This window comes from Allobosea sp. WAO, assembly GCF_001509835.1.
Lineage (GTDB): Bacteria > Pseudomonadota > Alphaproteobacteria > Rhizobiales > Beijerinckiaceae > Allobosea.
Window position 1 is genome coordinate 115,074 of sequence record NZ_JXTJ01000012.1, and the last position, 13,282, is coordinate 128,355.

The 13,282-nt window shown below is 66.6% G+C and carries 15 protein-coding genes and 1 tRNA gene; 7 read left to right on the top strand and 9 right to left on the bottom strand.

What is annotated here, in order from left to right; genetic code table 11:
• Nucleotides 1-10 precede the first annotated feature (10 nt).
• The 3 genes from DK26_RS22085 to DK26_RS22095 all read left to right on the top strand — a co-directional run bounded on the left by DK26_RS22085 (nucleotide 11) and on the right by DK26_RS22095 (nucleotide 1,799).
• Nucleotides 11-322 (top strand): RNA-binding S4 domain-containing protein, encoded by a 312-nt coding sequence (locus DK26_RS22085; protein ID WP_066477147.1) that lies wholly within the window; start codon nucleotides 11-13, stop codon nucleotides 320-322.
• Between the two features lie 160 nt (nucleotides 323-482).
• Nucleotides 483-821 (top strand): ferredoxin FdxA, encoded by a 339-nt coding sequence (gene fdxA, locus DK26_RS22090; protein ID WP_066477149.1) that lies wholly within the window; start codon nucleotides 483-485, stop codon nucleotides 819-821.
• A 390-nt stretch (nucleotides 822-1,211) separates the two neighbouring features.
• Complete coding sequence (locus tag DK26_RS22095; RefSeq protein ID WP_066477151.1) at nucleotides 1,212-1,799, top strand: CarD family transcriptional regulator; 588 nt, start codon at nucleotides 1,212-1,214, stop codon at nucleotides 1,797-1,799.
• A 103-nt stretch (nucleotides 1,800-1,902) separates the two neighbouring features.
• Here the strand turns inward: DK26_RS22095 and DK26_RS22100 are convergent, their stop codons facing one another.
• The 3 genes from DK26_RS22100 to DK26_RS22110 all read right to left on the bottom strand — a co-directional run bounded on the left by DK26_RS22100 (nucleotide 1,903) and on the right by DK26_RS22110 (nucleotide 5,212).
• Nucleotides 1,903-2,772 (bottom strand): dienelactone hydrolase family protein, encoded by an 870-nt coding sequence (locus DK26_RS22100; RefSeq protein ID WP_066477152.1) that lies wholly within the window; start codon nucleotides 2,770-2,772, stop codon nucleotides 1,903-1,905.
• Between the two features lie 141 nt (nucleotides 2,773-2,913).
• Nucleotides 2,914-4,380: a M48 family metalloprotease gene (locus tag DK26_RS22105; RefSeq protein WP_066477699.1), complete on the bottom strand. Its 1,467-nt coding sequence runs from the start codon at nucleotides 4,378-4,380 to the stop codon at nucleotides 2,914-2,916.
• 13 nt (nucleotides 4,381-4,393) lie between these two features.
• On the bottom strand, nucleotides 4,394-5,212 hold the full coding sequence (locus DK26_RS22110; protein ID WP_157089785.1) for a hypothetical protein: 819 nt from the start codon (nucleotides 5,210-5,212) through the stop codon (nucleotides 4,394-4,396).
• 28 nt (nucleotides 5,213-5,240) lie between these two features.
• Here DK26_RS22110 and DK26_RS22115 point away from each other — a divergent pair.
• Nucleotides 5,241-5,317: transfer RNA gene (locus DK26_RS22115), tRNA-Arg, on the top strand.
• Between the two features lie 320 nt (nucleotides 5,318-5,637).
• Here the strand turns inward: DK26_RS22115 and DK26_RS22120 are convergent.
• Genes DK26_RS22120 through DK26_RS22135 form a run of 4 tightly spaced genes read right to left on the bottom strand, consistent with a single transcriptional unit; the run spans nucleotide 5,638 to nucleotide 9,297 of the window.
• On the bottom strand, nucleotides 5,638-6,408 hold the full coding sequence (locus tag DK26_RS22120; protein ID WP_066477155.1) for an N-formylglutamate amidohydrolase: 771 nt from the start codon (nucleotides 6,406-6,408) through the stop codon (nucleotides 5,638-5,640).
• On the bottom strand, nucleotides 6,408-7,730 hold the full coding sequence (locus DK26_RS22125; RefSeq protein WP_066477157.1) for a glutamine synthetase: 1,323 nt from the start codon (nucleotides 7,728-7,730) through the stop codon (nucleotides 6,408-6,410). Before DK26_RS22125 ends, DK26_RS22120 begins: the two co-directional genes overlap by 1 nt.
• Entirely contained in the window at nucleotides 7,727-8,374 is a 648-nt protein-coding gene (locus DK26_RS22130) for an isochorismatase family cysteine hydrolase (protein WP_066477160.1), read from the bottom strand. Before DK26_RS22130 ends, DK26_RS22125 begins: the two co-directional genes overlap by 4 nt.
• Before the next feature lie 11 nt (nucleotides 8,375-8,385).
• Nucleotides 8,386-9,297 carry a MurR/RpiR family transcriptional regulator gene (locus tag DK26_RS22135; RefSeq protein WP_066477161.1) on the bottom strand — a complete coding sequence of 304 codons (912 nt, stop codon included), beginning with the start codon at nucleotides 9,295-9,297 and terminating at the stop codon, nucleotides 8,386-8,388.
• 169 nt (nucleotides 9,298-9,466) lie between these two features.
• Between DK26_RS22135 and DK26_RS22140 the strand changes: the two genes are divergently transcribed.
• The 3 genes from DK26_RS22140 to DK26_RS22150 all read left to right on the top strand — a co-directional run bounded on the left by DK26_RS22140 (nucleotide 9,467) and on the right by DK26_RS22150 (nucleotide 11,435).
• Nucleotides 9,467-10,249, top strand: a complete 783-nt coding sequence (locus tag DK26_RS22140) for an FMN-binding negative transcriptional regulator (RefSeq protein ID WP_248310070.1) — start codon at nucleotides 9,467-9,469, stop codon at nucleotides 10,247-10,249.
• A 226-nt stretch (nucleotides 10,250-10,475) separates the two neighbouring features.
• Nucleotides 10,476-10,820, top strand: a complete 345-nt coding sequence (locus DK26_RS22145) for a Nif11-like leader peptide family RiPP precursor (RefSeq protein ID WP_066477167.1) — start codon at nucleotides 10,476-10,478, stop codon at nucleotides 10,818-10,820.
• 366 nt (nucleotides 10,821-11,186) lie between these two features.
• A complete protein-coding gene (locus tag DK26_RS22150) occupies nucleotides 11,187-11,435 on the top strand; it encodes a hypothetical protein (RefSeq protein ID WP_066477169.1) in 249 nt (82 codons plus the stop codon).
• A 46-nt stretch (nucleotides 11,436-11,481) separates the two neighbouring features.
• On the opposite strand, the gene DK26_RS22155 is transcribed toward DK26_RS22150, so the two are convergent.
• The gene (locus tag DK26_RS22155) at nucleotides 11,482-11,853 is read right to left on the bottom strand and encodes a hypothetical protein (RefSeq protein WP_066477170.1); all 372 of its coding nucleotides are present in this window, start codon (nucleotides 11,851-11,853) and stop codon (nucleotides 11,482-11,484) included.
• Between the two features lie 97 nt (nucleotides 11,854-11,950).
• Nucleotides 11,951-13,204, bottom strand: coding sequence for an MFS transporter (locus DK26_RS22160; protein ID WP_066477172.1), 1,254 nt, complete (start codon nucleotides 13,202-13,204; stop codon nucleotides 11,951-11,953).
• Between the last annotated feature and the right edge of the window lie 78 nt (nucleotides 13,205-13,282).

A 13,282-nucleotide genomic window follows, 5' to 3' on the forward strand; every position in this document is an offset into this window, starting at 1 on the left:
CGAGGTCCGATTGCGGGAAGACCGGCAGCGTCTCGACAAATGGCTCTGGTTCGCGCGCTTCGCACGCAACCGTCCCGCCGCCGTGCGTCTGGTGGAGGATGGCCATGTCCGGGTTGCAGGCAAGCGGATCGAGAACCCGGCGCTCGGCCTCAAGCTCGGCGACGTCCTGACGCTTGCCCTCCCGCATGCGACGCTGGTCGTGAAGCTGCGCGGGCTCGGCGAGCGCCGGGGCTCCTACGAGCAGGCGCAGACGCTCTACGAGGTTCTGGGCGGCGATCCGCGCGGCGATGCGTCGCTTGCGCCGGGGGAGCCGAAGGGATAATCGCTCGGGATCGTGCGGCCGGCGTTGGCGTGGCCTGCAAGGAATGTTCCGAAACGCCCGTTTCGGCAGAACTTCTATCTCGTTTCCGGCCGAACTCGGGCCTTGAAACACTCTCTCGACCGGTTCTAAGGATGCGCCGGTCGATCGGAAGGACAGCGCCATGACCTATGTGGTCACCGAGAACTGCATCAAGTGCAAGTACATGGATTGCGTCGAGGTCTGTCCGGTAGACTGTTTCTACGAAGGCGAGAACATGCTCGTCATCCATCCCGACGAGTGCATCGACTGCGGCGTCTGTGAGCCGGAATGCCCGGCCGAGGCGATCAAGCCGGATACCGAGCCGGGCCTCGATAGCTGGCTGCAGCTCAACTCGAAATACGCTTCGAGCTGGCCCAACATCACGCAGAAGAAAGAGCCGCCTGCCGACGCCAAGGAGTTCGACGGCGTGGCCGGAAAACTCGAGGCGCATTTCTCGGCCAACCCCGGCGAAGGCGACTGAACCTGCCCCTGGGGCATGGCCCCGATGCAGCTGACTATGGCGGGCCAGTACGCCCCGCTGGCAGGGACGGAAACCGTTTGCCTTTGATTCGGCGGGTTTTTTGTGGTATACAATTGCCACAGTCGAGTTCGTTCCGCCTGCCCCTGCGAGAATTCATGAATGGGGCGCCCCCTTAAGCGCAGTCCGCAGAGCCACCGGCACCATCCGGGGCGGTGCGGTCTTCGTGTCAGGTGGCCAGCAAGAAACAATCGGCTGAGGGAGCGTGTCGCGCCTGGAGATGACTTTCCGAAGTCGTATCCGTCGCGTCCGGCAGAGTGTCGCTGGTTATTCCGACCAGCGACTTTAAGTCGCGTCTCCGCATTTAGCGGACCGATGAGGAGTTGAAACGGCATGACCACTGCGAAGAAAGCTGCTGTCCGCCTGGGTTTCAAGACTGGCGAGTTCGTCGTCTATCCGTCCCATGGCGTCGGTCAGATCACGGCGATCGAGGAGCAGGAGGTTGCTGGCTTCAAACTTGAGCTGTTCGTCGTCAGCTTCGCCAAGGACAAGATGACCCTGCGCGTGCCCACCGCCAAGGCGGCGAGCGTCGGCTTGCGCAAGCTCGCCGATGGCGAGAACGTCGCCAAGGCGCTGACGACGCTGACCGGCCGCGCCCGGATCAAGCGCACCATGTGGTCGCGCCGCGCTCAGGAATACGAAGCCAAGATCAATTCGGGCGATCTCGTCGCCATCGCCGAAGTGGTCCGTGATCTCTATCGCTCCGAGGCGCAGCCCGAGCAGTCCTATTCCGAGCGTCAGCTCTATGAGGCGGCGATCGACCGGATGACGCGCGAGATCGCGGCCGTCGACGAGATCACCGAGACCGAAGCGCTGAAGAAGATCGAGAGCCAGCTCGCGAAGTCGCCGCGCCGCGCCAGCAAGGCCGAGGCGGCCGAGGCCGAGGAAGGCGACGAGGATCTGCAGGAAGAGGCCGCCTGAGGCGGTTTCGCCTATCGGATATGGAAAGCCCGGCGGATTGCTCCGCCGGGCTTTTTCTTTGCGCGCTTTTCCCGCGCCGGTCGGCGGGCCGCGACCCAGGCCTTCAGGCCGCTCCGGTCTCCGCGGCGAGGAAGGCGACGCTGCGCTCCCAGGCCAGCCTGGCGGCAGCGGCATTGTAGCGTTCGGCGCTGGTGTCGTTGTGGAAGGCGTGGTCGACATCCGGATAGACGATCGCCTGGTAGCGGATGTTGGCGGCCTTCAGCGCGGTCTCGTAGGCCGGCAAGCCCTCGACCAGGCGGGTGTCGCGCGCCGCGTGCTGGATCAGCAGGCGGGCCTTGATCTGTGGCACCTTGGCGAGGTCCGGCGAGCGGCCGTAAAAGACGACGCCGGCGGTGAGCTCGGGCGCTGCCACTGCGAGATCGTTGACGGCGCCGCCGCCCCAGCAGAAGCCGACCGCGCCGACCTTTCCGGTCGCGTCCGGCCGGGCGGCGAGCAAGGCGAGCGCCGCCCGTCCCTGCGCGATGACGTCCTCCGGCTTGAGCTGCGGGAAGAGCGCGCGGGCGGCATCGGGATCGGCCGGCGTGCCGCCGAGCGGGGTCAGGAAGTCGAGACCGAGCGCTGTGAAACCGGCGAGCGCCATGCGGCGGGTGACGTCCTCGATATGCGGGTTGAGGCCGCGGTTCTCATGGATGACGAGCACGCCACCGCGCTTGGCCTGCGTTTTCGGCGCGACGAGGTAGCCCCGAAGCGAAACGCCGTTGACGGTCTCAGTGATGCGGCGTGCCTCGAGCCGGGCATCTTCGGGGGCGACCTGCTGGGCCTGCGCGTAATTCGGCTCGAGCAGCGCGAGCGCGGCCTCCGCCGCCGCGACCGAGCCGGCGAGCGTGACCAGCCGGCTCATGAAGCTTCGTCGATCGAGCGGCTTGTGCGTGTATTCGTCGTAGAGTTCGACGATGCGGCGGTCGAGTGCCATGGACGCCTCCCTGATCGGGCGGCGTTCCGCCGCCACATTCCTCCTCCCGGACAGCCCATGGGGCGCCGGGCGGTCATTGGCGCGGGACGCTAGCACGAGCCGGGATCGCCGGTCAGCGGCGCAAGGCCGCCTGAAACCCGGCTATTCGGTCACGATCTTGTAACGCTGGCCGGGATTCAGCCTGCCGCCGCGCTCGAGGCCGTTCAGGATCAGGAAGAGCTCCTGCGGTCGATCATGCGTCGCCATGCGCCCGGCGAGGCTTGCCGGCGTGTCGCCTTCGGCAGCGCTCGCCAGCCTGATCTGCATCGGCTTGACCGATTGGGCTTCGGCCGGGGTCAGGCTGCGGAAGCTGTCGAGCACGGCACGCATGCCGCGTTCGGGATCGGTCTCGCCCTTGGCGGCGAGGATGAAGCGATAGACGCGCGAACCGGCCTGGATCGCGGCCAGCCGGAAGCGCCAATCGGTGCCTTGGCCGGTGGTGACGGCAGCCGGCAGGCCGCCGATCGTCACCGACTCGACCGTCCCGGTGGTGACGCCGTCGATCCAGCCCGAGGCGACATAGGATTCGAGCGTCTGCCCCGGCTTGAGCGCGACCGAGTCGAAACGCAAAGCCTGGCCGCCGCCGCCGCCAACGCCGACCACCATCTCGCGGGCGGCCTCCAGCTCGAAGCCTTCAGGCGCGGTGAAGGCGATGCGCAGGGCGCTGTTGAGGTAGCGCCGGCCACGGACCACGCCATCGGCCGGATCGTCACCGAAGGCGATGCCGTCGATCGCGGTCAGCCAGCGCCCGGCCTCCCGCTCGCCGATGCCGGGCGCGCCGATCTGGCGGGCACTGGAGGTGACCGCCGCGACGCGCTCCGGGGTCGAAGGGTGGCTGGAGAGAATGTCGAGCTTCTTGTCGCCGCCGCCCTCGCGCCCGGCGCGGAAGGCCGTGTTGCGGCCGAGCGAGACGAGGAAGCGGCCGGCGCCATAGGGGTCGTAGCCGGCCTTGGCGATGTTGCGAACGCTGATCTGGTCGGCCAGCAACTCCTGCTGCCGCGAGAATTTCGCCAGCGTCAGCTTCGAGCTGGCCTGGACCGCCGCGCCTGTCGTCGGGTCGTTCAGCACCTGCGCGACGACCTGGCTGACCAGCGCCGATTCGAGCTCCATCTCGGCCCGCTCGGTGGCGTGGCGTGCGGTGACATGGGCGATCTCGTGCGCCATTACCGAAGCGATCTCGGAGGTGTCGTTTGCGAGGGCGAGCAGGCCGCGGGTGACGTAGAGGCGCCCGGTCGGCAAGGCGAAAGCGTTGACGATCGGCGAGTTCAGGATGGTGATCTCGTAATTGCCGATCTGGCCGTCGCTGGCCTTGGCGAGGCGTGCGACGATCTCCTCGAGCACGGCTCGGACATTGCCCGAGCGGTATTCGCCACCGAAGGCCTGGAGCAGGCGCAGATGCTCGCGGTCCGTGCCCCGCTGCAGGCTGGCGACGCGCGGCGCGGCCTCGCCGCCGGGCTGGTCGAGCGGCGGCAGGAGGGAGCTCTGGTCGCCAAAGCAGGCGGCCAGCAGCAGGGCCGGCAGCGCCATGGCGACGAGGCGCCCCCGGGCTGGCTGTCGATATCGCTGCATTGCCTGCATCAACCTAGTCGACCATCTCCAGGGCGGCGCGCGTCTCGATCGCGATGAGGAGGCCGTCCCGCCCCTCGATCACGCCGCGCACGCGCACGCGTTTACCGGTCAGCGCCGATGCGGTCCAGCCGCCGCGCTGCAGTTCCCGCCACAGGGAGCGCGACAGCACGACACTGCCGCCCGCACCGCGACGGCGCGTAAAGTTGAGATAGGTTCGCTGAGCCCGTTCGCCAACCGCTGCGATGCGCCCCTCAACCACCGCGATCCGGCCCGCCTGCGCCTTCATAGCGGCGGGATCGTGACCGTCGACCACCGGCAGGCCCGCAAGGGCGAGGTTTGTCGCCGGCGTTGCCGAAACGGCACGATCGGCGACCGCCTTGGCGAGGGCTCCGGACTCGGCTGCCCGCCAGAGTGCGTTGCAGCCGGCGAGACCGGGCTCGGGAAGGTGAAGCGCAGCCCCGGCCGCGAGCAGCAGGGCGGCTAAGTCGTGCCCGGGGACCTCCTCCGCCGCACCGGTTAGCAGGAGGCGCGCCGGAGCCCGGCCCCAGCGATCGGCGCCGCCAAGCGCGGCAAGCTGGAAGTCCCTGCCGAGCCACTGTTGGAGCGCGGCCGAAAATCGCTCGCGCTCCGTTTCATCCTGGCGCGGCGCGAGACCGGCCAGACGAAGGTTCGTGCCGTCAGCCAGAACGAGGTCGCCATGGCGATCGAGACCGGCGAGCCGGACCATGCGGGTTTCCGCAGGGGCAGTGCAATCTTCGGCTGCAACCGGCCGCGCCGCCGCAAAAATCGCGGCGAGCCCCGCAATCACGATAAAGGAAGGCTTCACCCGCATACGCTTTATGCTAAACGCATTCACGTGCGTCCCGGTAGCTCAGCAGGATAGAGCAACGGTTTCCTAAACCGTAGGTCAGGGGTTCGAATCCCTTCCGGGACGCCAGCTCTCCACGCAAATCCTTGATTTGCTACAACTTCCTCAGATATCAGCATAATCTACGGCTCAACCTGCAACACACGGGTGCAAGACGCATGAGCCGGGAACGCACGTCCGGGCAGCTGTGGCGTCGTGGCGAGCGGGGATGTTCTATCTGACATCCGGGCGCCGAGGGAGCTCGCCGAGGCCCGAACCTATCTCACCTCGAGAACCCTGAAGAGGCTCGGCACGTCGGCTCGCGCCGAAGCGCTCCGTCGCCGCCATTTTGCGCTCGCGCCAATGCGACAACGCCGGTCAACAGGCCATGTCGAGGGCTATGGCCCTCGTTACAAGGACGGCGACTCCCTTTCGCGGGTTGGCAAGGCAGCTGCCAACCTGCCGGCCCATTCCTCGATGCCAGCTTCGTTCGAAAGCAGATCCTGCCGGATTTCGATCAGTACGGCGGGGATACCGCGGTCGTCACCGTGGATCGGGACCGCGTAATCCTCATCGCGGCTGATCAGGTAGGGCTCGTTGGCCGCGACGACGAGCACTGCGTCGAGACTCAGACGCGAGAGGATGTCCCGGGCCAGAACTTCCGCGCTGTCGTAGAGCACGCCAGCGTGCCAGGGCCGGGAAACGCCTAGAAAGACGGGGGTGAAGGAGTGGATGGTGACGATCAGCGTCGATCGCCTGGTAGCGGTCCGCCGGTCGAGATGGGCGGACACGCTGTCATGGAATGGTGCGAACATCACCTCCGCCCGTCGCGCCCGCTCCGCCGCGTCGAGGCCGCCATTCCCGGGGATCTCGGTGTCCTCGGAATGCACGGGGATGCTGCCGGGTGTGCCGAGCGGCCGGTTCAAGTCGATCAGAAGTCGCGAATAGCCGCTGAGAAAAGCCGGTGCGTCGAGATGCGCCGATAGGCGCCGGGTCAGTTCGGCGGCGCCGATATCCCAGGCGATATGCCGATCCAGGTCGCGGGGGGCGAGCCCCAGCCGCTGGTACTCGGCCGGGATGTGGTTGGAGGCGTGTTCGCACAGAAGCACGATGTCGGACGTGCCCTGCTCGTTCAGGACCTCGACCGCCGCAGGCCAATCGTTCCGGACATGCAAGGTCATCAGTACAGCGTCCTGTAGAGCTCGCAGATCGCGGCGGGATCGAGACCGGCGAGGCGCTCGGCCTCGTGGCGCTTGACGCCGACGAAGCTCTCGACGAAGGCCGGCGCGAACCAGCCGATGACGGTCCCGTCGGCGAGCAGCGCATCGATCGCCGCCGGCAGTGTTTCGGGCAGGCGCCTCAGGCCGAGCTTGCCCTGCTCGGCCTCGCTCATCAGCGTGGGGTCGCCCGAGACCAGCGGCGGCGTCGGCAGGTTCGCCTTGATGCCTTCCAGTCCGGCGCGGACGATCGCAGCCAGCGACAGATACGGATTGCCGGTCGCATCGGCGGCGCGGTACTCGATGTTGAACTGCCGGGACGGGTCCTTGCCGCCGATCGTCGCGACCGGGCAGATTCGCAGGGACGCCTCGCGGTCGCGGTCGGCCAGCCAGGTGTAGGACGAGCTCCAGCTGTGCGGCTTGAGCCGGTAGTACGACGATACGCTGGCAGCGGTCAGCGCGGTCATGGCCGGCAGATGGCGCAGCACGCCGGCGCAGAACGCGCCCGCTTTGGTCGACAGTCCGGCTGGTCCGCTCGGGTCATAGGTCGCCGGTTGGCCGTCGGCGTCGATGAAGCTGAAGTGGATGTGGACGCCGTTACCGACGGCGTTCGGCGCGGTCTTCGGCGTGAAGGTCGCTTGCCAGCCGAGATTGCGCGCGAGCTCGCGGGTGATCTCGCGGATCGCCACGCAGCGGTCGGCGGCGGCCAGGCCATCCGCCGGCGCGTGCGTGACCTCGAACTGCTCGTCGCCGAACTCGGCGATGATGACCTCCGGGTTGACGCCGGCTTCCTCGAGCGCGGCCATCAGGGCGGGGGCGAAAGGATCGGCCCGCCGCAAGGCGGCCAGCGACAGGGAATGCGCCGGGGCGAAGCTCGCTCCGGAGATCTGGAACTCCTGTTCGAAGGCGGCGATGACGGAAAGGCCGGTGGCGGCTGTCAGCTCGGCCAGTGCGTCCTTCAGCATAGTGCGCGTGCAGCCGAGCCAAGGGCTGCCGTCGAGCTCGACGATATCGCCCGCAATCATGTCGAACGGCGTCGGCGAGCCGGTCCGTGCGGTGCGAAAGCGCGCCTGGCGATCCGGGATCAGCCTGAGATCACCGGAAGAACCCCAAGGGTTAGGAGTGACGATGGAATTGAACGGGGTCAGCGACAGATTGGCCTGCAGCCAGCCGACGCCGGTCGCAGCGATCCTGTCTAGCCGGCTTTCCGCAACCGAGCGGCCGCGGGTGATCGCGGAGAGGTCGGTGGTCACGATCGCGACGAGGGGTTCGACGACGGACGTCATGCCGATTTCCCCAGGGCTTCGATGCGCGCGACCACGGTATCAGTGTTGGCGACCCAGCAATATCCGCCGAAGGCCTTGAGCGCGGTATCGTGGCGTTCGGGGGTGCGGGTGGCGCAGGCATCGGCCACGCAGGTGACGAGATAGCCGCGGTCGGCGCCGTCGCGTACGGCCATGTCCACGCACTGATCGGTCATGATACCCGCCACGATCAGGTAGCGGATGCCGAGATTCTTCAGCACGTAGTCGATATTGGTCGAGTTGAAGACGCCAGACGAGGTCTTCGGCAGCAGGATCTCGTCGCCGGCCGGCGCCAGCGACGGCACCGGCAGCCCTTCTGGCCGGCTGGGCGCGACGTGGATCGGCGTCAGCTTGTGATCGAGGGAGCGGTCGCGGCCGTCCTCGGTCAGGCTCTGGATGATGGTATGGATCACCTCGACGCCGTTGGCCCGCGCGGCCTTCAGGAGCCTCTCCTGATTGGGGATCGTCTGCGCGGCGGTCTGCCGGAAGAAATAGTCGCCCGGTCCGCGCTCGGGATGCGCCGGATCTGCGCCCGGTTCCAGCCAGATGCGCTGCATGTCGACGAGCAGGATCGCGGTCTCGCCGACACGAAAAGCTTCGTCGCGTTTCGGAAGTGGTTGCGTCATGGCTTGTGGTTCTACCTCGCTGAGGACGGCCCGGGCGCCGTGCCGGACCCGTCGGCTTCGTTGGAATCGCTTCTGTCGAGCGTCACGGCATTGGCATGCCGAATGTCCTCGAGGCGCTCGATGCGTGCGCGTGCCTTGTCGCCCAGGGTCGAGAGAATATGGGCGACCAGCGCCTCCATCTGCCCGACCGCTGGCGCCAGCGTGTCGTAGGGCGAGGCGACTTCGAGCGGGCTGACGATGGTCAGCTCGGCGATGTCGGCGATCGGCGACAGCCAGGGGTCGGTGAACAGCACGATGCGCACGCCGCGTGCCGCGGCCTGGCGTGCATAGGTCATTACATCGAGCTGGTAGCGGCGGTAGTCGAACGCCACCAGGACGTCCTTGCGACCGAGATCCGCCAATGAGTCGAAAGCCTGTGCCGAGAGCGTGCCGAGATCGCGAACCCCGGGCCTGAACTGCAACAGATAGCTCGCCAGCATGCCCGCGACATGGCGGCTGAAACGGCCGCCGAGCATGACGACCTCGCCCTTGGCTTCCATCAGGAGACGCGCGGCGCGGTCATAGCTTTGCAGTGGCGTCAGCGTGGAGGACTTCTCGATCGCGGTGCCGACGGAGGCGAGATATGCCAGGATCGCACTGTCCTCGGAACCGGAAGGGCGCTTGGCCGCCATCATCAGCAGGGGTGAGTGCAATCGCGACTCGACCTCCGCCAGGAGCTTGGCCTGGAAATCGGGGAAGCCGCTGTATCCGAGCTTCATCACCAGCCGCACCACGGTCGGGTCGCTCACGCCGGCGCGCCGCGCCAGGCTCGATGCCGTGCCCAGGCCCGATGTCGGATAGTCGGCCAGAAGCAGCCGCACGATCTTCTCTTCCGACGGCGTGAAGGCCTGATCCTGTTGCATCAGGAGGTCTCGTATCGCCATCAATCCTCCACGCAGCCGGTACCTGGGCCTTCTTCCGTATATGTAGATTTAATTTCATGATTCTTATCCATGTCAATCATGAAGAGATATTGACATTACGGAGAGGCAGGCCCTAGCTGATTGGGAAGCGGGGAAACACTGCGGAGCGCGGCATCGGGGATTGGAAACCATGCCCTCGTCGCCAGCACCGGCGTGCTGGACCGGGCGCCGCCTGTCGTCTCACCGCAGCGGGCCTGAAAACCATGCCGGCCGATCGGAAACATCCGGCCGCCGCTCTGGCGGCGTGTTCTCAGCCCGGTCGCACGTCCAAAGAGGTTGGCCGATGTATACCAAGCCTGAATTCGCGCCTCTGTCGCGCGAAGCGGTCTTCGCGCTCATCGAGGCGGCGGCATTTGCGACGGTGGTGACACATGGACCGCATGGCCTGGCCGTATCGCACCTGCCGTTCGTGCTGGACCGTGCCCGTGGCGAGAACGGCACGCTGGTCTCGCATCTGGCCAAGGCCAATCCGCATGCTGCCCTGATCGCCGATGGCGCGGAAACGGTCGCCGTATTCCATGGCCCGCACGGCTACATCTCGTCCTCCTGGTATCCACGAAACCCGGTTCGGGACAGCGCGCCGACCTGGAACTTCGCTGTCGTGCACTGCCATGGCCGGCCGGTGCCGCTGGATGGCCGTGACACCGCCAGGCATTTGCTGCAGCTGGTCGAAACCTTGGAACAGGGGCGTGAGGACCGCTGGCGGATGCGCGAGCTGGGACCGGGCGGCATGGAGCGCCGGATGCCGCACATCATCGGCTTCGATCTGCCGATCGCGCGCCTGGAAGCCAAATTCAAGATGGGGCAGGATGAGCGGCTCTACGACACGAACGCCGCGATCTCGGCGCTCGGGACAGCCGACCCCGCGCTCGCCGAGTTGATGAACCAACATAACACTGGGCGCCGGGACTAGGAGCAGATCCGCCTGCCGGCCCGCTTCTGATGCGCCGGATCGACGCCCTGCATCTGGAACACCCTTATCTGCCCGGGCGTTGCCAAGGTCGATGATCTGCGCGCGTCAGGTTTGCAGAGCGAGCTCCCAGTTCTCTTTTTCATCAGCTTTGGCACACCAAATTTCTCTTGTGTCAATGCGTTTCTGGCCGTTTGGCCGCCATGGTTCGCCAGGAGAGGACAGTCAGATGAGCATTTCCGAGATCCAGCGCTTTCGCGCTGACCTGAAGTCCGATGCGGCGCGGCGCGCGGAGGCTGAGGCCTATAGGGCGGCGCGGGCCGCATCGCCCGACGATGTGATCGCCTTCGCCGCAGCCAAGGGCTACGAGTTCGACGCAACCGAACTGGCCGAGGTGGCCAATGAGGCCCGGGGCAGGGAGATCTCCGATGCCGAACTCGACATCGTCTCGGGCGGAGGCGACGCGGGAAGAGGCAGCGCGCTACCAGACGGCAATACGATCTGGCTTTCGTATTTCTGCGCCGCCCTGATGGCGTGGCCCTATTTGCAAAATCGCCCCCAATCCCAGTCCTAGAGCGCATCCGGCTTTGGACCGGGCGCTGCACGCCGAGGTTCGCCGGGCGCTGCCCTGCTCCAGGCCGCCCTGCAAGGCTTCCGACCCGCCTGTTCCGGCGCCAACGCGGCGAACTCGCCAAGGATAAGGTTGAACTTCTGGGCCGCAGCGAGAAGGACGAGAATTTGAAGGCCGCCAGCGGGCGGCCATTCTATGTGCGGACTTGCCACCGGCCTGCCTAGCGCCGCCATGGAGCACGCATTCCTGCGAATCCTCGGATTTAAGAAGCAGGTCCTCAAAGGTGCTGGCTTGGGTGCCTGCCGAGCCGAGTTCCCTTGCGTTTCCTGATAGAACAAAATAGGAACATAGATGAATCGGAGATGAGCAATGACGGTGCAGATGCGGATTCGGCGGACATGGCCGGAGATCGACCACTTGTTCCATGTCGAAGCCGAAGGGGGCGAGCGGATCGCCGTGATAACGCATGACAAATATGCACCGAACGGCGCGCCGCGCTGGCATTGGGCGATGTCGGGGCGTCGGCGCCTGTCATCAGGCGATTTCGGGCGCTGTCACGATATCGAGGAGGTGAAGCGCAAGATCCGCGAGAGCTGGCCGGCCTCTCACGCCGCATAGGCCTGCGAGGGAACGCCTGCGAACTGAGGCGGCAGGGCCGGCTCGCCTATCTAACCGTGGCTTCGAAGTTGAGCCTGGCGCAGCCCGAGCCCCAGGTGTCCTTGCCGCAGATGTAGATCACGTAATTGTCGTCGCCCCTGAAGCCGAGTCTCGGGATATAGTAATAGGTGACTTCGCCGATCTGCCGCAGTGTGCCGTTGGCCGGCGGCTTCAGCGCGACAAGCTTCTCCATTCTCCAGGTGCCGGCGACGCCGAAACTGTGCCCGCAGCCTTGCGAGTCCATCTCGGCCTTCAGCGTGACCTTGTCATTGGTGTGCAGGTACCATTTGGGGCCCGTAACCCGGCATTCCGCGAGGGCTGGCTGAGAATGCAGCAGCAAGGCCGCGAAGCCGGACCAGCCGATCGTCCCGCGATGCATGGCGCCTCCAGATCGTCGTCGGAGTTCGCGCATAATCATCCCGGCCGAGGGGCGGCGTCCAGCCTGCCGATCTCGGCTGATGCGAGCTCGCGCTAGCTCAGGCCGCGTCCTGTCTCGGGCGCGGTCCGAGTTCGGGAAGCGAGGTCTCGGCGGGGGTGCGTGCGGCGGCGGCTTCCGGCGCGATCGGGTTGGTCAGGATTCGCATTGCAAAATAGCTCGCGACGGCCAGCGAGAGCACACCGATATAGAGCAGCAGCCCTTGCGGTCCGGCGATTTGCATCACTCCGGTCGCGACCAGCGGGCCGATCGTCGCGCCGACGCTCCATAGGAAGAGCAGGCCAGCAGAAAGGCCGACTGCCTGGTCGCGGCCGAGGCGGAAATAGGCATGCGTCACCGCCACCGTATAGAGCGGCACGCTGCAGCCGCCGGTGAGCGCGAACAGGGCGTAGAGCCACCATTCCTGCTGGGCCGCGCCCGACATGAACAGCGCGCCGAGCGCCACGGTGGAGAGGGTGGTCGCCGCGGCGGCGCCGAGCAGGACGCGGCGGCTGTCGACCCGGTCGGCGAGCCAGCCGATCGGCCATTGCAGCAAGAGGGCGCCGAGCTGGATCGCCGCGGTCAGCAGGATGGCGCGCCTCTGGCCGAGCCCGATCAGGATGCCATAGGCGGGGACGACGTTGGTCAGCGGCCCGCTGACCAGCCCGACATAGAGGCAGCCGATCACTGCGGCGGGCGCCTGCTGCCAGAGCGTATTGAGGCGGACCGAGACCAGTTCGGCCGATTCCGGACCCTTCGCCCGGGTGAGGCTGACCGGGATCAGCGCAATCGAGAAGGCGATGCTGGCGATCAGGAAGACATCATGGGTCTGGATCGCGACATAGCCGATGCCGACTTGCGAGCCGATCAGCGCCAGCCGGTTCAGGATCTGGTACATGCCGAAGATCCGGCCGCGATGGCTCGAGCGGGCCTGCCCGCTGATCCAGCTTTCGATGCAGATGCTGTGGCCGGCCGCTGCTGCGCCCATGATGAAGCGCGTCAGGCTCCACCATTCGACCGGCAGCACCGGAAAACTGAGGGTCACGGCCGCCTGCAGCGAGGCGAAGACCGCAAAGCCGCGGATATGGCCGACGCGCCGGATCAGCGCCGGAATCCAGAAGCAGCCGGCGAGGAAGCCGACCGAATAGGCCGAGCCGACCAGGCCGATCAGCAGCAGCGGCTGCTTCTCCAAGGCCATGCGCAGCGGCACGACCGTGTTCATGATCGTGCTCGCGACCTGCAGGATCAGGGCGCCGGTGACGATGGCGCCAAGCGCCGCGACCGAGCCAGACTGCGGTTTCGGCCCGTCGCTCACGAGCGAGTCCGCGCCGTGCAGGCGAGCGGTCGCGAAGAGGCTGATAGGCCGGGCGAGAACGGATTCTGGGTCACGACG